This is a genomic window from Amycolatopsis sp. NPDC021455, from assembly GCF_040640995.1.
Taxonomy (GTDB): Bacteria; Actinomycetota; Actinomycetes; order Mycobacteriales; family Pseudonocardiaceae; genus Amycolatopsis.
This window is the reverse complement of sequence record NZ_JBFACT010000027.1, coordinates 1-21441: the sequence shown is the minus strand read 5'-3', so window position 1 is coordinate 21441 and position 21441 is coordinate 1. Positions and strand designations below refer to the sequence as shown.

21 protein-coding genes are annotated in these 21441 nt (G+C 71.8%); 17 read left to right on the top strand and 4 right to left on the bottom strand.

From position 1 onward, the window contains the following. The first annotated feature begins 7 nt into the window (after nt 1-7). Nucleotides 8-679, top strand: coding sequence for an SDR family NAD(P)-dependent oxidoreductase (locus AB0G28_RS26865; protein WP_361094527.1), 672 nt, complete (start codon nt 8-10; stop codon nt 677-679). Continuing rightward, nucleotides 676-1692, top strand: a complete 1017-nt coding sequence (locus tag AB0G28_RS26860; protein ID WP_361094524.1) for an S-adenosylmethionine:tRNA ribosyltransferase-isomerase — start codon at nt 676-678, stop codon at nt 1690-1692. Before AB0G28_RS26865 ends, AB0G28_RS26860 begins: the two co-directional genes overlap by 4 nt. Nucleotides 1693-1808: 116 nt before the next feature. Here the strand turns inward: AB0G28_RS26860 and AB0G28_RS26855 are convergent, their stop codons facing one another. Further along, a complete protein-coding gene (locus tag AB0G28_RS26855; RefSeq protein ID WP_361094521.1) occupies nt 1809-2204 on the bottom strand; it encodes a hypothetical protein in 396 nt (131 codons plus the stop codon). Nucleotides 2205-2417: 213 nt separating this feature from the next. On the opposite strand from AB0G28_RS26855, the gene AB0G28_RS26850 reads away from it, so the two are divergent. The 5 genes from AB0G28_RS26850 to AB0G28_RS26830 all read left to right on the top strand — a co-directional run bounded on the left by AB0G28_RS26850 (nt 2418) and on the right by AB0G28_RS26830 (nt 6490). Further along, complete coding sequence (locus tag AB0G28_RS26850; protein WP_361094518.1) at nt 2418-3470, top strand: ABC transporter substrate-binding protein; 1053 nt, start codon at nt 2418-2420, stop codon at nt 3468-3470. 78 nt (nt 3471-3548) lie between these two features. Continuing rightward, the gene (locus tag AB0G28_RS26845; protein WP_361094515.1) at nt 3549-4340 is read left to right on the top strand and encodes an ABC transporter ATP-binding protein; all 792 of its coding nucleotides are present in this window, start codon (nt 3549-3551) and stop codon (nt 4338-4340) included. Continuing rightward, entirely contained in the window at nt 4327-5211 is an 885-nt protein-coding gene (locus AB0G28_RS26840) for an ABC transporter permease (protein WP_361094512.1), read from the top strand. Before AB0G28_RS26845 ends, AB0G28_RS26840 begins: the two co-directional genes overlap by 14 nt. An 83-nt stretch (nt 5212-5294) precedes the next feature. Further along, complete coding sequence (locus tag AB0G28_RS26835) at nt 5295-5672, top strand: DUF1761 domain-containing protein (RefSeq protein WP_361094509.1); 378 nt, start codon at nt 5295-5297, stop codon at nt 5670-5672. Next, the gene (locus AB0G28_RS26830) at nt 5669-6490 is read left to right on the top strand and encodes an SMP-30/gluconolactonase/LRE family protein (RefSeq protein ID WP_361094505.1); all 822 of its coding nucleotides are present in this window, start codon (nt 5669-5671) and stop codon (nt 6488-6490) included. The genes AB0G28_RS26835 and AB0G28_RS26830 overlap by 4 nt, the downstream gene beginning before the upstream one ends. Nucleotides 6491-6617: 127 nt before the next feature. On the opposite strand, the gene AB0G28_RS26825 is transcribed toward AB0G28_RS26830, so the two are convergent. Then, a complete protein-coding gene (locus tag AB0G28_RS26825; protein WP_361094502.1) occupies nt 6618-8177 on the bottom strand; it encodes a DEAD/DEAH box helicase in 1560 nt (519 codons plus the stop codon). 235 nt (nt 8178-8412) lie between these two features. On the opposite strand from AB0G28_RS26825, the gene AB0G28_RS26820 reads away from it, so the two are divergent. From AB0G28_RS26820 to AB0G28_RS26790, 7 genes are read left to right on the top strand one after another with little or no spacing between them, the layout of a single operon-like run. Then, nucleotides 8413-10119, top strand: a complete 1707-nt coding sequence (locus AB0G28_RS26820) for an acyl-CoA dehydrogenase (RefSeq protein WP_361094499.1) — start codon at nt 8413-8415, stop codon at nt 10117-10119. A 41-nt stretch (nt 10120-10160) separates the two neighbouring features. Further along, nucleotides 10161-10931, top strand: a complete 771-nt coding sequence (locus AB0G28_RS26815; protein WP_361094496.1) for a fumarylacetoacetate hydrolase family protein — start codon at nt 10161-10163, stop codon at nt 10929-10931. Nucleotides 10932-10960: 29 nt separating this feature from the next. After that, nucleotides 10961-11575: a VOC family protein gene (locus tag AB0G28_RS26810; RefSeq protein ID WP_361094493.1), complete on the top strand. Its 615-nt coding sequence runs from the start codon at nt 10961-10963 to the stop codon at nt 11573-11575. Nucleotides 11576-11579: 4 nt separating this feature from the next. Continuing rightward, nucleotides 11580-11993 carry a hypothetical protein gene (locus AB0G28_RS26805; protein ID WP_361094490.1) on the top strand — a complete coding sequence of 138 codons (414 nt, stop codon included), beginning with the start codon at nt 11580-11582 and terminating at the stop codon, nt 11991-11993. Nucleotides 11994-12041: 48 nt separating this feature from the next. Further along, nucleotides 12042-12620, top strand: a complete 579-nt coding sequence (locus AB0G28_RS26800; RefSeq protein WP_361094487.1) for a helix-turn-helix domain-containing protein — start codon at nt 12042-12044, stop codon at nt 12618-12620. 26 nt (nt 12621-12646) lie between these two features. After that, nucleotides 12647-12820, top strand: a complete 174-nt coding sequence (locus AB0G28_RS26795) for a hypothetical protein (RefSeq protein WP_361094484.1) — start codon at nt 12647-12649, stop codon at nt 12818-12820. Between the two features lie 32 nt (nt 12821-12852). After that, nucleotides 12853-13719 carry a YwqG family protein gene (locus tag AB0G28_RS26790; RefSeq protein ID WP_361094481.1) on the top strand — a complete coding sequence of 289 codons (867 nt, stop codon included), beginning with the start codon at nt 12853-12855 and terminating at the stop codon, nt 13717-13719. 163 nt (nt 13720-13882) lie between these two features. Here AB0G28_RS26790 and AB0G28_RS26785 read toward each other — a convergent pair whose 3' ends face one another. Further along, nucleotides 13883-16243 (bottom strand): Tex family protein, encoded by a 2361-nt coding sequence (locus tag AB0G28_RS26785; RefSeq protein WP_361094478.1) that lies wholly within the window; start codon nt 16241-16243, stop codon nt 13883-13885. Nucleotides 16244-16388: 145 nt separating this feature from the next. Here AB0G28_RS26785 and AB0G28_RS26780 point away from each other — a divergent pair, with 145 nt between their 5' ends. From AB0G28_RS26780 to AB0G28_RS26770, 3 genes are all read left to right on the top strand, one after another. Then, nucleotides 16389-17858: a glycosyl hydrolase family 18 protein gene (locus tag AB0G28_RS26780; RefSeq protein WP_361094475.1), complete on the top strand. Its 1470-nt coding sequence runs from the start codon at nt 16389-16391 to the stop codon at nt 17856-17858. Nucleotides 17859-18028: 170 nt separating this feature from the next. Further along, nucleotides 18029-19513, top strand: coding sequence for a BTAD domain-containing putative transcriptional regulator (locus AB0G28_RS26775; RefSeq protein ID WP_361094472.1), 1485 nt, complete (start codon nt 18029-18031; stop codon nt 19511-19513). A 29-nt stretch (nt 19514-19542) separates the two neighbouring features. Then, a complete protein-coding gene (locus tag AB0G28_RS26770; RefSeq protein WP_361094469.1) occupies nt 19543-19764 on the top strand; it encodes a hypothetical protein in 222 nt (73 codons plus the stop codon). A 34-nt stretch (nt 19765-19798) separates the two neighbouring features. Here the strand turns inward: AB0G28_RS26770 and AB0G28_RS26765 are convergent, their stop codons facing one another. Then, the gene (locus AB0G28_RS26765; protein WP_361094466.1) at nt 19799-21259 is read right to left on the bottom strand and encodes an NAD(P)/FAD-dependent oxidoreductase; all 1461 of its coding nucleotides are present in this window, start codon (nt 21257-21259) and stop codon (nt 19799-19801) included. Nucleotides 21260-21441 lie beyond the last annotated feature (182 nt).

Sequence of the window (21441 nt, the reverse complement as noted above, 5' to 3'; positions counted from 1 at the left end):
AGGAACCATGCCCACCGCTCTGATCACCGGGGCGTCCGCCGGCCTGGGCCGCGCGCTCGCGGCGGCCTTGGTGAGTCGCCAGTGGACAGTCGTCGGCGACGGCCGGGACGCGGCCGCGCTGGAGTCGGCGGCCCGGGAGATCGGCTTCACCGCCGTCCCCGGCGACGTCGCCGACCCGGCCCACCGCGCCGCCCTCGCCGGTGCCTGCCCGGAACTCGACCTGCTCGTCAACAACGCCAGCTCGCTCGGCGTCAGCCCGCTGCCGCCGCTGGCGCGGTATCCCTTGGCGGAGCTGGAAAACGTCTACCGCGTGAACGTCTTCGCGCCGCTCGCGCTGACGCAGCTGCTCCTGCCCGCCTTGACGGCGGCGCGGGGCATCGTGATCGACATCAGCTCGGACGCGGCCGTCGAGCCGTACGAAGGCTGGGGCGGCTACGGCTCCGCGAAGGCGGCGCTCGACCGGCTCACCGCCGTCCTGGGCGTGGAAAACCCGGACCTGGCGGTGTACGCGGTCGACCCGGGCGACCTGCGCACGGCGATGCACCAGCGCGCGTTCCCCGGGGAGGACATCTCGGACCGGCCGCTGCCGTCGTCCGCGGTCCCGGCGTTCCTCAGGCTGCTCGACGAGCGCCCACCCAGTGGCCGCTACCGCGCGGCCGACCTCCTGGCGGCGGTATGAACGTCCGCTTCGACCTGCCGGACGAGCTGTCGGCGTCGGCGCCGCCGGAAGCCCGCGGCCTGGCGCGCGACGAAGTCCGCCTGCTGGTCGCCTCGCCGTCGGGCGTGCACCACACGGCGTTCGCTTCGCTGGGCGAGCACCTGCGCCCGGGGGACCTGCTGGTCGTCAACACATCGGGGACCCTGCCGGCGGCGGTCGACGCCGTCCGCGGCGGACGTCCGGTCGTGGTCCACTTCTCGACCGCGCTCGACGACGGCGCGTGGGTGGTCGAGCTGCGCGCCCCGGGCGGACCGCTGTTCGACGGCCGGCCGGGGGAGCGCCTGGAGCTGCCCAGGGGCGCGTCACTGACGTTGCTGGAACCGGCGGCCCCGGGTGACAAGCGCCTGTGGCGGGCGGCGGTGGCGGTCGAGGGCCCGGTGCCGGGATTCCTCGCGGCCGCCGGCCGGCCGATCCGCTACGGGTATGTCCCGCGGGCGTGGCCGCTCGCGGACTACCAGACGGTGTTCGCCCGCGAGCCGGGAAGCGCGGAGATGCCCTCGGCGGCCCGCCCGTTCACGCCGGAGCTGGTGACCCGCCTGGTGACCGAAGGCGTGCTGTTCGCGCCGCTGCTGCTGCACACGGGGGTGTCGTCCCCGGAAGCGGGCGAGCCACCCCAGCCGGAGCGGTTCCGCGTACCGGCCCCGACGGCGGCGCTGGTGGCGTGGATCCGCTCCCGCGGCGGCCGGGTGATCGCGGTGGGCACGACGGCGGCCCGGGCGTTGGAGTCGGCGGCCAATGCCGACGGCGTGGTCCGCCCGGCCGAGGGCTGGACGAACCTGGTGCTCGGCCCGGACCGCCCGGCCCGGGTGGTGGACGGGATCGTCACGGGCCTGCACGCGCCCGACGCGTCGCACCTGCTCTTGCTGCAGGCGGTGACCGGTCCGGAGGTGGTCCAGCGCGCGTATGACGCGGCGGTGGAGGAGCGGTACCTGTGGCACGAATTCGGCGACGTGTCACTTCTGCTGCGCCGCTGACTGTTCCGCGACCGCGGGGCGGGAGCCGGAACGTCCTGAACGACTCGTTCCTGTCGTCAGACGTCGTGAAAGAGTCGTTCAGGACGTCTGACCACCCCGGTCGGCCGCGCGATTCCCTACTGGCGAACCTCGGCGTTCTGCCGGCGGGACCGGTACAACCCGGCCCCCACCACAGCCGCGATACCCAGGCCCACGCCGCTGACGATCGAGGCCACCAGGCTCGCCGTGCCGGTGGCCAGGCCGAAGCCGCCGCCCACGTAGACCGGGATGCTCACCGCCACCGGGAGCCAGTTGCGCAGCGCGAACGCGCGGTCCGAGGCCAGCCACAGCACCAGCGCCACCGCCGCCCCGGTGACGACCGGGATCGCCCCGACGACCAGGCCCGTCACCGCGTCCATGCCGAGTGACCTGAGCCACTCGTACGACGCCTGGCCCAGGCCGATGAACAGCACGAACAGCGCCACGCGGACGCCCGCGGCCCCCTGGCCGCGTCGCTGTGCGGTGCTCGTCATGTCTTTCCTCCCGAATCGGTGGTCATCCCATACCACGTCCGGGTGACGCGAGCGGTTGCCCGCGCCGGCGACTTTCTTCGAAGACCGCCCGTAGGCGCCGTGGCCGCCGATGTCAAGAAATCTCATCGGGATTCTCGGGATGCGGATGGCTATGCGCCTGAGTGGGTGACCGTGCGAACCTCCCCCCGGACACCGACGAAAGGCGATACCGACGTGCGCACCTCACGGAGAACCCTGGCCACGGCGCTGGCCGCCCTGACCGTCGTGGGCGTGCTCGCGGGCTGTTCCCGCGCGGACAGCAGCGCCGCCCCGGCCGCGAACCAGGGGGCCGCCGGCGAGGTCCGGGTCGGGTTCTTCCCGAACGTCACGCACGCGCCCGCGCTCATCGGCGTCAAGAAGGACTTCTTCAAGAAGGAGCTCGGCTCGACCAAGCTCACCACCCAGACGTTCAACGCCGGCCCCGAAGAGGTCAACGCCCTGCTCGGCGGCTCCCTCGACGTCGCCTTCATCGGCTCCGGCCCGGCGATCAACGCCTTCACCAAGTCCAAGGGCGCCATCCAGCTCATCTCCGGCGCCGTCTCGGGTGGCGCGCAGCTGGTCGTCAAGCCGGACATCACCAGCGTGGACCAGCTCAAGGGCAAGAACATCGCCACGCCGCAGCTGGCCAACACCCAGGACGTCGCGCTCAAGAAGTTCCTCGCCGGCAAGCAGCTGACCGGCCAGGTCAAGATCACCAACCTCGACAACCCGAAGACGCTGGACGCCTTCAAGAAGGGCGAGGTCGACGGCGGCTGGCTGCCCGAGCCGTGGGCGTCCCGGCTGGTCCTCGACGCCGGCGCGAAGGTCCTGGTCGACGAGAAGACGCTGTGGCCGGGCGGCCGCTTCCCGACCACCGTCGTCATCGTGCGCAGCGAGTTCCTGCAGCAGCACCCGGACACCGTCCGCGCCCTCCTCAAGGGCGAGCTGGCGGCGATCGACTGGGCGAAGGCCAACCCGGCGGACGCGAAGACCGTGGTCAACGGTGCGCTCAAGGAGCTGGCCGGCAGTACCCTGAGTGCGGCGGTCCTGGACCGTGCGTTCTCCGGCATCGAGCTGACCACCGACCCCATCGCCGCCGAATTCCCGCAGCTCGCGCAGGACTCGGTGACGGCCGGTGTGGTGAAGTCGGCAGTGGCGCTGAAGGGCTTCGCGGACTTCGGCCCCCTGAACGAGGTGCTGAAGGCGCAGAACCTGCCCGCCGTCGACGCTCCCGAACTGACGAAGTGAAACCGGGGCTCCGCCCCGGGCCGGGGGCTCCGCCACCCGGAACCCCCGAAAGAAGTGCTCAGTGAGAGGCAGTCAGCGATGACCACGACCCTCCCGACCGGCCGCACCAGTTTCACCGGCGCGACCGCGGTCCGTCTCGACGGCGTGCGCAAGACGTTCGGCACAGCCGGCCGCGCGGTCGTCGCGCTCGACGGCGTGGACCTGACGGTCGCGCCCGGCGAGTTCGTCTGCCTGCTCGGCGCCTCCGGCTGCGGCAAGAGCACGCTGCTGAACCTGGTCGCCGGGCTGGACGCGCCGACGGCGGGGGAGATCACGCTGAACACCTCCCGGCCCGCGGTGATGTTCCAGGAAGCCGCGCTGATGCCGTGGCTGACCGCGGCCCGCAACGTCGAGCTGCCGCTGCGGCTGGCCGGGTTCGGCCGCGCCGAGCGCCGCGAAAAGGCCGCCGAGCTGCTGGAACTGGTCCGGCTGAACGGCGCGGGCGGCAAGCGGCCGCACGAGCTGTCCGGCGGCATGCGGCAGCGCGTCGCGCTGGCCCGCGCCCTGGCCGCGACGCTGCGCGTCGGCGGCGACCCGGAGCAGTCGCTCCTGCTGATGGACGAGCCGTTCGCCGCGCTCGACGCCATCACCCGTGACGTCCTGCAGGGCGAGCTGCTGCGCGTCTACCGCAGCACGGGCACGTCGGTGCTGTTCGTCACGCACGACGTGCGCGAGGCGGTCCGGCTCGGCCAGCGCGTGGTGCTGCTGTCGTCGCGGCCCGGCCGGGTCGTGCGCGAGTGGACGGACGTGCCGCTGGCCGACGCCGAGGAGCTGACCGAGGAAATCACCGGGCACCTGCGAGAGGTGATCAGCACCCATGCCGCAGCTTGATCGGCCCGCAGAGGCCGATTTGGACGCGGTCGGCGCCGGACTGGACTCGCTCGACGCCCCCGCGGGCGAACGCCGCCCGGGCTTCTGGAAGCGGTTCGCCTGGGGCTTCCTGCCGCCGGTGGGCGCGCTGGTCCTGCTGATCGTCGTCTGGCAGATCCTCTGGGCCGCCGCCTTCTGGCCGGAGTCGCAGCTGCCGGCCCCACTCGCGGTGTGGGACGAGTTCTGGGGCATCGTCGTCGACGGCCAGGTGTTCGGCTTCGTCTGGACGTCGGTGCACCGCGCCGCGCTCGGTTTCCTCGCCGGCGTGCTCATCGGCACCCCGCTGGGCCTGGTCGTGGCGAAGGTCCGGGTGGTGCGGGCGGCGATCGGGCCGCTGCTGACCGGGCTGCAGAGCCTGCCGTCGGTGGCCTGGGTGCCGGCGGCGATCCTGTGGTTCGGGATCAACGACGCGGCGATCTACTTCGTGGTGCTGCTCGGCTCGGTGCCGTCGATCGCGAACGGCCTGGTTTCGGGCATCGACCAGATCCCGCCGATCCTGCCGCGCGTCGGCCAGGTGATGGGCGCGAACCGGCTGTCGTCGGCCCGGCACATCCTGCTGCCGGCCGCGCTGCCGGGGTTCCTGGCCGGGCTCAAGCAGGGCTGGGCGTTCTCGTGGCGGTCGCTGATGGCGGCCGAGCTGATCGCGCTGTCGCCCCAGCTGGGCGTCGGGCTCGGCGCGTACCTGAACCAGGGGTCGTCGTTCAACAGCATGGAGACGGTGATCGCGGCGATCTTCCTGATCCTGCTGGTCGGCGTGGGGATCGAGCTGCTGGTGTTCCGTCCGCTGGAGCGCGCGGTGCTGCGGGCCCGCGGGCTGACTTCGTCGCTCTAGAAGTTTTTCGCGCCTGGATGTCGAAGCCGCTTCCACGGCGTCGACGTCCCCTTCGCAAGCAGTCCCCGGCGAAGGAGCAGGCGATGGTTCTCGCGGTCTTGGTGGCGTCGGTCGCGGCGTTCGTGGTGAGCTCGATCTGGTACACGGCGTTCGGGAAGGTCTGGGCCCGGCTCAGCCCGGCGGGCGCGGAGGCCCGCCCGTCACCCTGGCGGATGGGTGCGGAGTTCGGCCGGACGCTGGTGCTCGTGACGGCGTTCGCGGTCCTGGCGGCAGCGGCCGGGGTGGACGGCGTTCCGGGCGCCCTCGGCTTGGCGCTGCTGGCGTGGGCGGGGTTCCCGGTGGTGATCCTGGCGGGATCGGTGCTGCACGAGCGCGTCCCGGTCCGCCTGGCGGCACTGCACGCGGGCGATTGGCTGGTGAAGATCGCCGTGGTGGCGGCGATCGTGGGGGTGTGGCGATGACCGCGGCGTTGCTCGAGGGCTTCGCGTTCGGCGAGTCCCCGCGCTGGCACGACGGCAGGCTGTGGTTCGCCGACTGGCTGGCCCACGAGATCGTCGCGGTCTCGCCGGCGGGGGAGCGGGAGGTGGTGTTCCGCGCGGGCTTCCCGACGATGCCGATGTGCTTCGACTTCGCCGGCGGGCGGCCGCTGATCGTGTCGTCGTCGGACGGCCTGCTCCTGCGGCTGCTCGAAGACGGCTCGCTGGTCACCCACGCGGACCTCGGCGCGACCGGTTTCAACGAAATCGTGGTCACGCCCGAAGGTGGCTGTTACGTCAACGGCGGCGGCTTCGACCTGATGGCCGGGGAGGAGTACCGGCCGGGGGTGATCTTGTTCGTCTCCCCGTCCGGCGAGGTGCGCCAGGTGGCGGAGGACATCGCGTTCGGCAACGGCATGGCGCTGACCCCGGACGGGGCGACGCTGATCGTGGCGGAGTCGTACGCGAACCGCTTGACGGCCTTCTCGGTGCGGCCGGACGGCGGTTTGGCGAACCGCCGGGTGTGGGCCGACCTGGGCGACGGATACCCGGACGGCATCGCGCTCGACGCGTCGGGCGCGGTCTGGGTGGCGGACGTCCCGCACAAGTCGTGCACCCGGGTCAGGGAAGGCGGCGAAGTCCTGGACCGGCTGACGCTGGACCGAGGGTGTTTCGCGTGCGCGCTGAGCGAGGACACGTTGTACCTGGTGACGCAGGAGTGGCGCGGCCTGGACACGGTGGGCACGGCGGAGATCCGGACGGGCCGGCTGCTGACCCATCCGGCCCCCGCCGGCCGTGCTTGACGAGGCTCAGCGGTGGTCCGATGTCGTGAACGACTCGTTCAAGACGTCTGACGACAGGAACGAGTCGTTCAAGGCATCGCGAACCCGTCCTCGGTGGCCGAGTTGCCGGGACCCCGGCCGACGAAGCTCAGCGGCCGTTCCGGCGCCCGCCGGCCCGCGTGCCCGCCGAGAAGGCCGCCGCGCCGCCGGAGCCCGAGCCCGACCGGCGGTGCCCCGCCGCCGGGGTGCCCGACCGTCGCGAACCTCCGCGGCGTTCTCCGCCCGCGGCCGCGCCCGAGCGGCCGTTGCCGCCCGGCTTGCCCGACGCGGCCGAGCCCGTCCTGCCTCCGGTGCCGGATGCCCGGCGTTCCGGCTGGGCCGTCCGCCGTTCCGACCGGGGCTGCTCCTGGCCGGCCGCCCGGGCGCGCTGGCCGCCGCGGTTCTCCTTCGGGGCGCCGCGGCGGCGGCCGCCGCCCGGTGCCGCGCCCGTGGCCGAAACCTTCTTCGGCCGGTTGTCCACCGGGGGCCGCTTCGGTGACGCCGTGAACGAACGCTCGCCGGGGGCCAGCTCCGCCAGCAGCGGGTGGCCCGGGCCGAGCTGGGTCGTCGTCGGCTTGATGCCCGCCTTGCGCGTCAGGTCTCGCACGTCGCGGACCTGCGCGTCGGTCATCAGCGTCACCACCGTGCCCGACGCGCCGGCGCGCGCCGTGCGGCCCGAGCGGTGCAGGTACGCCTTGTGCTCGACCGGCGGGTCCGCGTGGATGACCAGCCGGACGTCGTCGACGTGGATGCCGCGCGCCGCGATGTCCGTCGCCACCAGCGTCTTCGCCGCGCCCGACGAGAACGCCTCGAGGTTGCGCGTCCGCGCGTTCTGGCCCAGGTTGCCGTGCAGTTCCACCGCCGGCACGCCCGCCGCCAGCAGCTTGCGCGTCAGCGCCTTCGCGCGGCTCTTCGTCCGCGTGAACACCAGCGTGCGGCCGGGCGCGGCGGTCAGGTCGACCAGCACCGGCAGCCGGTGGGTCTCCTCGAGGTGCAGGACGTGGTGCTCCATCGTCGCCACCGGCGACTGCGCCGAGTCGACGCTGTGCAGCACCGGGTCGTCCATGAACCGCTTGACCAGCACGTCGACGCCGTTGTCCAGCGTCGCCGAGAACAGCAGCCGCTGCCCGCGCGACGGCGTGGCGTCCATGATCCGCCGCACCTCGGGCAGGAAGCCCAGGTCGGCCATGTGGTCGGCCTCGTCCAGCACGGTGATCTCGACGGCGTCGAGCTTCACGTGCCCGGAGCGCATGTGGTCGGCGAGCCGGCCGGGGCAGGCGACGACGATGTCGACGCCGTCACGCAGCCGGGTGATCTGCGGGTTCGCGCTGACCCCGCCGAAGATCGTCGTCGTGCGCAGGCCCAGCGGCTTCGCCAAGGGCAGGATCGACGCCTCGATCTGCGTCGCCAGCTCGCGCGTCGGCGCCAGGATCAGCGCACGGGGACGGCCCGGCTTGCGCCGCGTCGGGCCCGCGGCGAGGCGGGCCAGCACGGGCAGCACGAAGCCGTAGGTCTTGCCGGAACCGGTCCGGCCGCGGCCGAGCACGTCACGCCCGGCGAGAGTGTGCGGCAGGGTCGCCGCCTGGATCGGGAAGGGCTCGGTGACGCCCTGCGTGGCCAGCGCGGCCACGAGCGGAGTCGGCAGGCCGAGTTCAGCGAAAGTGCTCATAAGTGCGTGTGGGCACGCGAGTGCCCTGGTCTCCATAACCTGAGAAGGGTTGTCCTGCCCGGCGCAGACCGGTGTGCGGCCGCGGCGCGTGGTAGTCGACAACAGCAGCGGGCCGAGGCAGAACTGAGCGGCCCGCATGATCAGTGTACCCAACGAGAGTGACCTACCCCCAGTGAGATTGCCCGCACTCGCGCGGCCTTGCTAAGTTACCCGTCGGTAATCGAGGAGGACGACCATGCTGCTGAACCCGCGCGAGTACGACCCGGCGCACTTCGACGCCGAGACGCGGCGCCTGCTGCGCGCCACCATCGACTGGTTCGAACAGCGCGGCAAGGCGAAGCTCACCGAGGACTACCACAACCGCACCTTCTACGCGGACTTCATCGAGTTCGCCGGCAAGGAAGGCCTGTTCTCGACCTTCCTGACGCCGTCCGCGAACGGAGGTGGCAACCCGGACAAGCGCTGGGACACCAGCCGCGTCGCCGCGCTGTCGGAGATCCTCGGCTTTTACGGCCTGAACTACTGGTACCCCTGGCAGGTCACGATCCTCGGCCTCGGCCCGGTCTGGCAGAGCGGCAACGAGGTCGCCCGCAAGCGCGCGGCGGACGCCCTCGACGCCGGCGGCGTCGGCGCGTTCGGACTGTCCGAAAAGGACCACGGCGCCGACATCTACTCCTCCGACATGGTCCTCACCAAGGACGGCGACGGCTACCGCGCCACCGGCTCGAAGTACTACATCGGCAACGGCAACTGCGCGCGCACGGTGTCGGTCTTCGGCCGCATCGACGGCGTCGAGGGGCCGGACCAGTACGTCTTCTTCTACGCCGACTCCGAGCACCCGAACTACCACGTGGTCAAGAACGTCGTGCCGTCGCAGATGTACGTCGCGGAGTTCCGGCTCGAGGACTACCCGGTGCACGGCGACGACATCCTCCACGTCGGCGCCGAAGCCTTCAGCGCCGCGCTGAACACCGTCAACATCGGCAAGTTCAACCTCTGCTTCGGCGGCATCGGCATGGCGACGCACTCGCTGTACGAGGCCATCACGCACGCGCACAACCGCGTGCTCTACGGCAAGCCCGTCACGGACTTCCCGCACGTCCGCCGCGAGTTCGTCGAGGCCTACGCGCGGCTGACCGCGATGAAGCTGTTCTCCGACCGCGCCGTCGACTACTTCCGCAGCGCGAACCCGGACGACCGCCGCTACCTGCTGTTCAACCCGATCACCAAGATGAAGGTGACCACCGAGGCGCAGAAGGTGATCGGCCTGGTCGCCGACGTCGTGGCGGCCAAGGGCTTCGAGGCCGACACCTACCTGGCGATGTCCAAGAACGACATCGACGGCCTGCCGAAGCTCGAAGGCACGGTGGCCGTCAACCTCGCGCTGATCGCGAAGTTCATGCCGAACTACCTGTTCGCGCCGCAGGAGTACGCGCCGGTCGGCACCCGCACCGACGCCGCGGACGACGAGTTCCTCTTCCGCCAGGGCCCGGCGCGCGGCCTGTCGAAGGTCCGGTTCCACGACTGGAAGACCGCCTACGCCGAGGCGGCGCACATCCCGAACGTCGCGCTGTTCACCGAGCAGGCCGGCTACCTGGTCAAGCTGCTGACCGAAGCCGCGCCGGACGAGGCGCAGCAGGCCGACCTCGACTTCGGGCTCGCGCTCACCGAGCTGTTCACGCTGATCGTCTACGGGCAGCTGATCCTGGAGCAGGCCCGCATCACCGGCCTGGACGACGAGGTCGTCGATCAGATCTTCGCGGTGCTGGTGCAGGACTTCAGCGTCGCGGCGGTGGACCTCAACGGCAAGGCCGGCTCGACCGAGGCCCAGCAGGCGATCGCCCTGGCGGCGCTGCGCAAGCCGGTGGTGGACGCGGAGCGCTTCGAGAACGTCTGGGCGCGCGTCCGGGCGCTTTCGGGTGTCTACGCCATGAACCCGTAAGCCGATCGACAGCCGGTCCCCGGGTTGGCAAGATCGCGGGCGTGAACCGGGAGCGGGCGGCGGAGCTGATCTGGGACGCGTGGCAGACCGGAAAGCGCCTCGACGGGCTCCCGGCCGGCGCCCGGCCGCGCGATCTCGCCGAGGGCATGGCGGCGCAGGCGGCGCTCGCCGAGCTGGCCGGGCCGGTGTCCGGCTGGAAGATCGCCGCGACCACCGCGTACGCCCGGCAGTACCTCGACGTCCCCGGCCCGCTGCCGGGCGCGATGTTCGAGCGGTTCCGCCACGTCGAAGGCGAGCCGGTGCCCGCCGACACGATGACCATGGGCGTCGCCGAACCCGAGTTCGCCTTCCGGCTGAAGGCCGATCCGGGGCCGTCGCCGTCGCTGACCGCGGTGCTCGACGCGGTCGACACGATGTTCCTGGCCCTGGAAATGCCGGACAGCCGCTACACCGACCACCAGCACGCGGGCGGCCCGCAGCTGCTGGCCGACGTCGCCTGCGCGGGCCGGTTCCTCGAGGGACGGCCGGTCCCGGGCTGGCGCGACCTCGACCTGCCGCGGCAGCCGGTGGTCCTGCACGCCGACGGCACGGAGTTCGCGCGCGGCAGCGGGAGCCTGGTGCTGGGCGACCCGCGCCTGGCGCTGCACTGGCTGGCCATGGAGCTGTCCCGCCACGGCCGCTCGTTGCGCCCGGGCGACGTCGTGACGACGGGCACGGCGACCCCGCCGTGCCCGATCCACGCGGGCGGCCACGTGGTGGCGGACTTCGGCACGCTGGGGACCGTGGAAGCGCGGTTCGCGGGGGGAGGGTAATTCGGCGGTTCCGGGGCTATCGTCGGCGCGTGGGCGAGCGCGGCAGGCCACGGCACCCGGACCGGCTGACCCCCGCCGAGTGGCGGGTGGTCGACGCGGTCCGCCACGGCCTGACCAACCGCGAGATCGCGCGGCGGCGCGGCACCAGCCCGGACGCCGTCAAGTTCCACGTCGGCAACGCCGTCCGCAAGCTCGGCCTCGCCGGACGGGCCGAGCTGCGCGCCTGGCGCGGGGCACCGATGGACAGTGCGCTCTTCGCACGGACCCGTGAGGAGGCAGTGGTGCTGGGACCGATCGGGCAGGTTTCGCGGACGGTCGCGGACCTCGGCCGGGCGAAGGCCTTCTACGGCGACGTGCTGGGCCTCGACCACCTCTACACGTTCGGCGACCTGGCGTTCTTCGACTGCGACGGCGTCCGGCTGTTCCTGACCGCCGGCGAGCCGAAGGGCGCGGAGTCGGTGCTGTACTTCAAGGTTCCGGACATCCACGCGGCCTACGACGAGCTGCGCTCGCGGGGTGTGGAGTTCCTGGGCGCGCCGCACCTGATCCACCGGCACGAGTCCGGCGTGGAGGAGTGGATGGCGTTCTTCGCCGACCCGGACGGGCATCCGACGGCGATCATGGCGCAGGTCTCGCTAGAGTGACCGGGTGCTGACGTTCCGTGCCGGGTTCCTGGTGCTCGCGGTGATCGTGGCGGCGCTCGACGCGGGATTCTGGCTGTTCACGCGTGCCCAGCACCAGACGTCGGCGCGGATCGGCTTCCTGGTCGCGTTCGTCCTGCTGCTCGCGTTGCTCGCGGCGGCCGCGGGACTGGTGCGCTGGGAGGTCGCGGCCCCGCTGGGCGCGGCGTCGACGTCGGGCCTGTTCTTCGTCGGCGCGGCGGCGATCTTCAGCGTGGGCTTCGGGTTCTTGCTGACGGCGGTGCTGGAGGCGGCGTTGGTGCGCCGCATGGTGCTCGACGCGTCCCCGGTGGGCTGGCGTGGTGGCAACTGGCTGATCAGCGCGGCGGCGGCGGTGGTTCCGGTGGTGCTGTTCGCGGTCGGGCTCTTCGCGCTGCACTGACCGCAGAGGATACTTTGCAAAGTGTCCTCTGCGGTCTAGGGTGGGGGCATGCCCGAGAACCAGTCGTCGCGACCGCTCGACGCGCGGATGCTGCGGGCGCTGGCCCACCCGTTGCGGATGCGGATGATCGAACTGCTGCAGGCCGACGGGCCCGCGACCGCGACCGGGCTGGGCAAACGGGTCGGCGAAAGCTCGGGGACGACCAGCTGGCACCTGCGCCTGCTGGCCGAAGCCGGCCTGGTGGAGGAGGACCGCGAGCGCGGCAACAAGCGCGAACGCTGGTGGCGCTCGACGCAGTCCGCGACGAGCATGCGCGTCGCCGACTTCATCGACGACCCGGACCTGGCGGGCCCGCTGGACAGTTTCCTGCGGTCGGTGATCGAGCAGCGGTACCAGGCGGAGTCCCGCTTCCTCAGCGAGCTCCCGCGCTGGATGGACCAGTGGTACGACAAGGCGGTCTTCAGCGACGTGCGGCTGTCGCTGACACCGGAGGAAACGGCGGCGATGAGCGCCGAGGTGGACGCGGTGATCGACCGCTACCGCCGGGACGCGCGACCGGGCGACCACAACGTGATCGCGCACTGGTCGGCGTTCCCGCGGCAGGCACGACCAGAGGAAACCGGTTGAGGGGGAGAAACGTGGTGCACTTTCTGATGGCGGAAGACTTGGTCCGCGAGCGGGAGACCGAACTGAGAAGTGCGGCGGCGCGGGGCAAACGCGTGCGGCGGGAAGGAACCCGGCGGCAACGCCTCGGGTGGGTGCTCGTGGAAGCGGGGTTGCGGCTGATGACGGACAACGGCGCGGTGGCCGCCCGGCGCGCGGCCTGATTTTTGTCGGTGCCCGCTGCCAGGATGGGCCCGTGACGTCATGGAGAGATCGACTCAGCGCCCTCGCCCACGAGTGGCTGCCCGCCGAGGTGGCTTCCGCGTGGATCGGCTTGTCCCGCCCGGGCATCCGCCTGGCCCCCGACGGCGAGGGCCCGCGCGTGGGCCGGATCGGTGGCCTGCCGGTCATGCCCGAGGACATGGCGTGGCCCGAGTGGCCGGGGCGGGGACCCCTCGACTTCCTGGCGGCCGTGGACTGCGCGGCGCTGCCTCGTGAGTTCCTGAGCATTCCGTTGCCGGAGGCGGGCACGCTGTTGTTCTTCTCCTTCGACGGGTTCCGCCGGGAGTCCGACGACGAGCCCCTGCTCGAAGACGTCGAGGGCAGCCGGGTGCTGTTCGTCCCGGCGGGGGTGCCGGTCGTCGAACGCGCGGCTCCCGAGGGGCCTGTTCCCTACCCGGCGCTGGACGTCTTCGCGGAGGTGGTCGCGACGGCCCCGGAGCGGGAGCACATCCTGCTCGAGCAGACGAAGATCGCGAACGGGGAGTCCCTGGCCGAAGCGGTCGAGACGGTGCTGCTCCCCGATGGCTGCGGGGGCACCGACGTGTTCGGCGAGCTGGCCGCGCAGGCGCGGGGCCGGGGCCGGGAGCACCAGGTCGGCGGGTTCGCCGCACCCGTGCAGGGCGCGGTGGAGAACGAGATCGCCGCGGAGGTGCTCGGGGACTACCGGGATCCGCGCCGGGCCGAGGAGGCGGCCCGCTGGGTGCTGCTCGCCCAGATCGACACCGACGACAAGACCGACATGATCTGGGGCGACGCCGGAATGCTGTACTGGGTCATCCGCACGGACGATCTGGAGGCGGGCCGCTTCGACCGCGCGAGGTGCACCCTGCAGTGCGGCTGACGGTTCCCTGACGAAGGGAGGCCACCTCGATCGAACCGAGGTGGCCTCCGCGTCCTACTTGCCGAAGCCGGCCCGGCGAGCGCATGCGGCCGAGCCGGGGTGGCTTCCGTGTGGTACTTGCGGAAGCCGGTTCGGCGGAGCGTATGTCGGCCGGGCCGAGGTTCTACTTGCCGAACCCGGCCCGGCGAAGCGCGTCGGCCATCGACCCACTGGCGTTGCCGCCGCGATCCCGGCCGCCGGCACCGCCGCGCCGGTCGCCACCGCCCTGGCCGCCACGGCGCTGACCACCGCCACCCTGACCCCGGTCCCGGCCGCCGCCACCGCGGTTGCCCGAGCCGGCACCCGGCTCGTCGTCCAGGCGCAGCGTCAGCGAGATCCGCTTCCGCGGCACATCGACATCAAGAACCTTGACCTTCACGATGTCCCCGGGCTTCACGACCTCCCGCGGATCCTTCACGAAGTTCTTCGACAGCGCGGAGACGTGCGCCAGACCGTCCTGGTGCACGCCGACGTCGATGAACGCGCCGAAGGCCGCCACGTTCGTCACGACCCCCTCCAGGCGCATGCCCGGCTTGAGGTCCGAGATCTTGTCCACGCCCTCCGCGAAGGTCGCCGTCTTGAACGCCGGGCGGGGGTCGCGGCCCGGCTTGTCCAGCTCCGCCAGGATGTCCGTCACCGTCGGGAGGCCGAACTGCTCGTCCACGAACTCGGCCGGCCGGAGGGAAGACAGCGTCCGCGTGTTGCCGATCAGCGAGCGCAGGTCCGTCCCCGTCTTCGACAGGATCCGCCGCACCACCGGGTACGCCTCCGGGTGCACCGCCGACGAGTCGAGCGGGTCGTCGCCGTCCGGAATCCTCAGGAAGCCCGCGCACTGCTCGAACGCCTTCGGGCCGAGGCGCGCGACCTCCTTCAGCGCCGTCCGCGACCGGAACGGCCCGTTCGTGTCGCGGTGCGCGACGATGTTCTCCGCCAGGCCCGTCGTGATGCCCGAAACCCGGGTCAGCAGCGGCGCGGACGCGGTGTTGACGTCCACGCCGACCGCGTTGACGCAGTCCTCGACCACCGCGTCGAGCGAGCGCGACAGCGAAACCTCGGACAGGTCGTGCTGGTACTGCCCGACGCCGATCGACTTCGGGTCGATCTTCACCAGCTCCGCCAGGGGGTCCTGCAGGCGCCGCGCGATCGAGACCGCGCCGCGCAGCGAGACGTCCATGTTGGGCAGTTCCTGCGAGGCGAACGCCGACGCCGAGTACACCGAAGCGCCCGCCTCCGACACGACGGCCTTCGTCAGCTTCAGCTCGGGGTGCTTCTTGATCAGCTCGATGGCGAGCTTGTCCGTCTCGCGCGACGCCGTGCCGTTGCCGATCGAGATCAGCTCGACCTTGTGCCGCGCGCACAGCGCGGCCAGCTCCGCGATCGACTGGTCCCACTTGTTCGCCGGCTGGTGCGGGTAGATGACGTGCGTGTCGACGACCTTGCCGGTCGCGTCGACGACCGCCACCTTGACGCCGGTGCGGAAGCCCGGGTCGAGGCCCATCGTGGCGCGGGTGCCGGCCGGCGCGGCGAGCAGCAGGTCACGCAGGTTGGACGCGAACACCCGGACCGCGTCGTCCTCGGCCGCCTGGCGCAGCCGCATCCGCAGGTCGATGCCCAGGTGCAGGAGGATCTTCGTGCGCCACGCCCAGCGCACGGTGTCGCCGAGCCACTTGTCCGCCGGGCGCCCCTGCTGCGTGATGCCGAACTTCGCGGCGATGCGCTGCTCGTAGTCCGTCGGGCCGACCTGGGGTTCGTCGGAGGGTTCCTCCGGCGCCATCGTGAGGTCGAGGACCTCCTCCTTCTCTCCGCGCAGCATCGCGAGGATGCGGTGCGAGGGGAGCTTGGTGTAGGGCTCGGAGAAGTCGAAGTAGTCGGCGAACTTGGCGCCTTCCTCTTCCTTGCCCGAGCGGACCTTGGCCACCAGGTGCCCCTGGCCCCACATCTTCTCCCGCAGCTCGCCGATGAGGTCGGCGTCCTCGGCGAAGCGCTCGACGAGGATCGCGCGGGCGCCGTCGAGGGCGGCCTGCGCGTCCGCGACGCCCTTGTCGGCGTCGACGAACACCGCCGCGGCGGCCTGCGGGTCGGTCGAGGGGTCGTTCAGCAGGCCGTCGGCCAGCGGCTCAAGACCCGCTTCGCGCGCGATCTGGGCCTTCGTGCGGCGCTTCGGCTTGTACGGGAGGTAGATGTCCTCGAGCCGCGACTTCGTGTCGGCGGCGAGGATCTGCGCCTCGAGGGCGTCGTCGAGCTTGCCCTGGCTCCGGATCGACTCGAGCACGGCGAGCCGGCGCTCGTCGAGTTCCCGCAGGTAGCGCAGCCGTTCCTCGAGCGTGCGCAGCTGCGCGTCGTCGAGCATGCCGGTGACTTCCTTGCGGTAGCGCGCGATGAACGGCACGGTCGACCCGCCGTCGAGCAGCTCGACGGCGGCCTTGACCTGTCCTTCGCGCACGCCCAGTTCTTCGGCGATCTTCTGCTCGACCGACACGCTCACTGCTACACGCTCCTGCTTCGCATGGTTCCGATCGTCTCATTCTGCCGTTTCCGGCGCCCCGACTTTCGGATGGGGTTCCTTGACAACGAGATTGGTCTAGTCCACTTTGTGGTGACCTGCCTCACTGCTCTCGTGGAGGTGCTCCATGGTCCCCCAAGCCCGCCTAGCCCTCTTGTCGTTACTTTCCGTGGTTGCGCTCACTCTCGGCGTGACCTTCGTGCTCGCCGGCAGCGCTTCGGCGGCGAACATCCTGGCCAACCCCGGCTTCGAGGCCGGCACCACGGGCTGGACGTGCACCAGCGCGCCGGCTGTGGTGAGCAGCCCGGTGCACAGCGGGAGCCGCGCCCTGAACGCGACGCCGACGTCGTCGGACAACGCGCAGTGCTCGCAGACGCTCACCGTCTCCCCGAACACGGCGTACCAGCTGTCGGCCTGGGTCCAAGGCAGCTACGTCTACCTGGGCGCCTCCGGCTCGGCGACGGCCAGCACGTGGACTCCCGGCACCAGCGGCTACCAGCAGCTGTCGCTGAGCTTCACGACCGGCTCGAGCACGTCGCTGACGGTGTACCTGCACGGCTGGTACGGCCAGCCCGCGTACTACGCCGACGACGTCAACCTCGACGGACCGGGCACGCCGCCCCCGACGACGCCGACCACGCCCACCACCCCGCCGACGACCACCACGACCCCGCCGACGACGACCACACCGCCGCCGACCCAGGGTGACCTGCCGAAGCACGTCCTGACCGGCTACTGGCAGAACTTCTACAACGGCGCCAAGGCGCTGAAGCTCGCCGACGTACCGACGAAGTACAACATCATCGCGGTGTCGTTCGCGGACGCCACGGGCACGCCCGGCGCGGTCAGCTTCACGCTCGACCCGGGCCTGTCTTCGCAGCTCGGCGGCTACACGGACGCGCAGTTCAAGGCCGACGTCAAGACGGTCCAGGCGCGCGGCCAGAAGGTGATCATCTCGGTCGGCGGCCAGAACGGCACGATCAGCGTCAGCGACTCGAACTCGGCGAACAACTTCGCGAACAGCGTCAAGTCCCTGATCGCGAACTACGGCTTCGACGGCGTCGACATCGACCTGGAGAACGGCATCAACGCCACGTACATGGGCCAGGCGCTGCGGAGCATCTACAACGGCGGCGGCAAGGTGATCACGATGGCGCCGCAGACGATCGACATGCAGTCCACGGCCGGCGGCTACTTCCAGCTCGCGCTGAACATCAAGGACATCCTGACGATCGTCAACATGCAGTACTACAACTCGGGTTCGATGAACGGCTGCAACGGCAACGTCTACTCCCAGGGCACGGTCGACTTCCTGACGGCGCTGGCCTGCATCCAGCTGCAGGGCGGCCTGCGCGCGGACCAGGTGGGCCTCGGCCTGCCGGCCTCGTCCCAGGCGGCGGGCGGCGGTTACCAGGCGCCGTCGAACACGGTGTCGGCGCTGAACTGCCTGGCACGCGGGACTTCCTGCGGCGGCTTCAAGCCGTCGGCGACGTACCCGTCGATCCGCGGCGCGATGACGTGGTCGATCAACTGGGACGCGTCGCAGGGGTACGCGTTCGCCAACACGGTCTCGGCCGGGCTCGCGGGCCTGCCGTAGCGGGAGGGGAAGCGCAGGCCATGAAGGGGCCCTTCCGGACAACGTCCGGCAGGGCCCCTTCATGACACCCCCCAGGCTGCGCCCCCGCCGCATACACTGCCGGTAGGAGCGTGCGTGAACGTTGCGGAAACGTGGAATCCGCAGGTCCGGGTGCGTAAGGGGGAGTGGGAGTGGTGCGGTTCGCCGTCCTCGGCACGCTCGAGGCCGAATCCGGCGGCGCCGCGCTCGACATCGGGCACACGCGCCGCCAGTACGTGCTGGCGGCGCTGCTCGCCGAACCCGGGCGGCCGGTGACGGCGGCGCAGCTCGTCGCGCGCGTCTGGGGCGAGCACCCGCCGCACCGCGCGGCGGCGACGCTCCGGAGCTACCTCTCGCGGCTGCGGGCGGCCGGGTGCGCCATCGAGCGGACCGCGCACGGGTACGTGCTGCGTGTCGAGCCCGCGTCGCTCGACCTGCACCGCTTCCGGCAGCTGGTGGCGCAGGCGCGGCCGGCGGCCGACGACGAGACCGCGGCCGCGCTGTTCGACGAGGCGCTCGCGTTGTGGCGCGGCGAACCGTTCGCGGGCCTGGACTCGCCGTGGCTCACCGAGGTCCGCGACGGGCTGGAGGCCGAGCGGCACGCGGCGCGGCTGGACCGCCACGACGTCGCGCTGCGGCTCGGCCGGCACGCGGAGCTGCTGGCGACCCTGCCGCAGCTGGCCGCCGCGCACCCGTTCGACGAGCGGCTCGCGGGGCAGCTGCTCCTGGCCTACTACCGCAGCGGGCGGCAGGCCGACGCGCTCGCGCACTTCGAGGGCGTCCGCCGCCGGCTGGCCGCGGACCTGGGCGCCGATCCCGGGCCCGGGCTGCGCGACCTGCACCGGCGGATCCTCGCGGGCGACCCGGGGCTGGCGCCGCCGCCGGCGGTGCGCCCGAAGCCGCCGCCGGGGTCGCTGATCGAGCTGGCCGTGATCCGCGCGGTGGCGACGTTGCTCATCGTCGCGCGCGAAGGAGGCTTCGAGGCGGCGGCGTGGCGGGTGCACAGCCCGGCCGACGCCCTGGAGAAGGAGATAGCCGAGCTGGAGGCCGAGATCGGCGGCGCGCTGGTGGTGTCCGGCGAGGACGGCGTCCGGCTGACGGAGCTGGGGGAGCGGCTGCGCGCCGCGGCGCGTGCGGGGGTGGCGGAGCTGGCGGCGGTCTTCACCGGGATCCGGGAGGCGGAGCGGCGCATCAGCGGCCGGCTGCGGGTCGGCTACGTGGCGAGCCTCGGCGGCGACCTGGTGGCGCGCCTGACGGCGGAGTTCGAGCGCCGCCACCCGGCGTGCCGCGTCAGCCTGACGCCGACGCGCGTCGGCGCGCGCTGGAACGACACGGACCTGCTGGCCGAGGGCGAACTGGACGTGGTGCTGCACTGGTCCCCCGGCGGCGACACGCGGGCGTTCGCGCTGCCGAACCTGCGCACGGGGACCGCGCTGCTGAGCGAGCCCCGCGGCCTCATGGTGCGCGACGACCACCCGCTGGCGGCGCGGAAGTCGGTGAGCCTGGAGGACATCGCGGACTACCGGCTGCTGGACCCGGGCAAGGCCCTCAACCCGGTGACGCGTGACCTGTGGGCCCCGCCGGTGACGCCGTCGGGCCGCCCGATCCGCCGCACGGAGGAGGACGTCCCCAGCTGATCGGCCGCCCCCGCATCGGCGCGGAGGACATGCAGTCACTGGTGGCGCGCGGCGTCGGAGTGCACATCACGGTGGCTTCGCTGCTGGAGCGCTACCCGTTCCCGGGCCTCAAGGTGATCCCGGTCGTGGACGTGCCCCCGATGCTGGCGGTCCCGGTGTGGCGCGTTTCGGAGGAGAACGAAGCGATCCGGGCGTACGTCTCGGTGATCACCGAAGCGGCGACGGCCGGAAATGTCGGTGCCTCCCGATAGACTGGCGAACATCGGGGGAGCCGAACGTCGTCCGTCACACCACCCGGTAGTCCGCGACGTCGAGCCGCCGCGTCCGGCGGTCGTACTCGGTGACCAGGCCCGGCCAGTTGGTCGTCACCCGGCCGTCGGCCTGGCGGTACCAGCTCGTGCAGGCGCTCCACACGCTGTGCCCCAGCCGCGCCTGCACCTCGGCGTCGTAGCGCCCCTCGATCTCCGGCCGGACGTCCAAAAAGGACACACCGGGCCGGGAAAGCTGCTCCACCGCCTGCCGGATGTAGCGGGCCTGGCGTTCGATCATGTAGATGATGGATCCGGCCCCGAGGTTCGTGTTCGGCCCGTAGACGCAGAACAGGTTCGGGAAGCCGGGCACGGTGATGCCCAGGTACGCCCGCGCGCCGCCGGCCCAGGCGTCCCGCAGCGACCGGCCGCCGAGGCCGCGCACCTCGATCGGGCCGAGGAAGTCCGTCGCGGCGAAGCCGGTGCCGTACACCAGTACGTCCGCCTCGAGCTCGGTCCCGTCCTCGACCCGCACGCCGGTCGCGGTGATTTCGCGGATCCGGCGCGTCTCGACGTCGACGTTCGGCCGCGCCAACGCCGGCAGGTAGTCGTTGCTGAAGAGGATCCGCTTGCAGCCCATGGGATACGCCGGCTTCAGCTTCGCCCGCAGCTGGCGATCCTTGATGTGGCGACGCCGGAGTTGCGCGGTCCGCAGCTCGAACACCTTCGCCAGCAACGGGTGGCGCGTCATCGCGTACGTCGCGTACTCGGCCAGCAGGAAGATCCGCAGCCGGCCGAGCAGCTGCGTGGGCGGCAGGTGCTCGAACAGCCAGTGCTGCCACCGCCGGTAGCTCGGATCGGACTTCGCCATGACGTACGGCGGCGTCCGCTGGAAGACCGTGACGTGCTTAGCGCGCTTCTGCAGCTCGGGCACGAACTGGATGGCGCTGGCCCCGGTCCCGACGACGGCGACGCGCTTCCCGGCCAGTTCGACGCCGTGGTCCCACTGTGCCGAGTGGAAGGCGTCGCCCGCGAAGCGCTCGCGGCCCGGGATGTCGGGCAGGACCGGCCGCGACAGCTGGCCGACCGCCGGGACGAAGACGTCGGCCTCGAACATCTCGCCGTCCTTCGTGGCGACCCACCAGGTGCCGGTGTCCTCGTCGAACGCGGCCCCGGTGACTTCGGTGCCGTACCGGATGTGCGGCTCGAGGCCGTACTTCGCGATGACGCCCCGCAGGTAGGCCAGGATGTCGGGCTGGTGCGAGAACCGCTTCGGCCAGCGCGGGTTCGGCTCGAAGGAGAACGAGTAGAGCGGCGACGGGATGTCACACGCGGCGCCGGGGTAGGTGTTGTCCCGCCAGACGCCACCGGGCGCGTCGGCGCGCTCCAGGATCGTGAAGTCGCCGAACCCGGCGCGCTTCAGCTCGATAGCCGTCCCGATACCGCCGAACCCGGTGCCCACGATCAGCACCGAGGGGCCCTTCGTCGAACTGCTCATGCGGACGAAGCTACGGACCGAGGAGGTGTGACACCAGGGGACGATCGGTCACCCGATCGAGATTTCCGGCCATGGGACGGCTCAGGCCCAAACGCCCCAATGTGGCGTTCGGTGCGTTCAACGCAACCAAACCACCAAATGGGGGGTTTGAAGGCACCCAACCCACCAATGGGGGCAAAAAG

Excerpts from the sequence above, each read along its gene's own strand:
- AB0G28_RS26865 (WP_361094527.1), top strand. The coding sequence starts at position 8 with ATGCCCACCGCTCTGATCACCGGGGCGTCCGCCGGCCTGGGCCGCGCG.
- AB0G28_RS26860 (WP_361094524.1), top strand. The coding sequence starts at position 676 with ATGAACGTCCGCTTCGACCTGCCGGACGAGCTGTCGGCGTCGGCGCCG.
- AB0G28_RS26855 (WP_361094521.1), bottom strand. The coding sequence starts at position 2,204 with ATGACGAGCACCGCACAGCGACGCGGCCAGGGGGCCGCGGGCGTCCGC.
- AB0G28_RS26845 (WP_361094515.1), top strand. The coding sequence starts at position 3,549 with ATGACCACGACCCTCCCGACCGGCCGCACCAGTTTCACCGGCGCGACC.
- AB0G28_RS26840 (WP_361094512.1), top strand. The coding sequence starts at position 4,327 with ATGCCGCAGCTTGATCGGCCCGCAGAGGCCGATTTGGACGCGGTCGGC.
- AB0G28_RS26835 (WP_361094509.1), top strand. The coding sequence starts at position 5,295 with ATGGTTCTCGCGGTCTTGGTGGCGTCGGTCGCGGCGTTCGTGGTGAGC.
- AB0G28_RS26830 (WP_361094505.1), top strand. The coding sequence starts at position 5,669 with ATGACCGCGGCGTTGCTCGAGGGCTTCGCGTTCGGCGAGTCCCCGCGC.
- AB0G28_RS26825 (WP_361094502.1), bottom strand. The coding sequence starts at position 8,177 with ATGAGCACTTTCGCTGAACTCGGCCTGCCGACTCCGCTCGTGGCCGCG.
- AB0G28_RS26820 (WP_361094499.1), top strand. The coding sequence starts at position 8,413 with ATGCTGCTGAACCCGCGCGAGTACGACCCGGCGCACTTCGACGCCGAG.
- AB0G28_RS26800 (WP_361094487.1), top strand. The coding sequence starts at position 12,042 with ATGCCCGAGAACCAGTCGTCGCGACCGCTCGACGCGCGGATGCTGCGG.
- AB0G28_RS26795 (WP_361094484.1), top strand. The coding sequence starts at position 12,647 with ATGGCGGAAGACTTGGTCCGCGAGCGGGAGACCGAACTGAGAAGTGCG.
- AB0G28_RS26780 (WP_361094475.1), top strand. The coding sequence starts at position 16,389 with ATGGTCCCCCAAGCCCGCCTAGCCCTCTTGTCGTTACTTTCCGTGGTT.
- AB0G28_RS26770 (WP_361094469.1), top strand. The coding sequence starts at position 19,543 with ATGCAGTCACTGGTGGCGCGCGGCGTCGGAGTGCACATCACGGTGGCT.
- AB0G28_RS26765 (WP_361094466.1), bottom strand. The coding sequence starts at position 21,259 with ATGAGCAGTTCGACGAAGGGCCCCTCGGTGCTGATCGTGGGCACCGGG.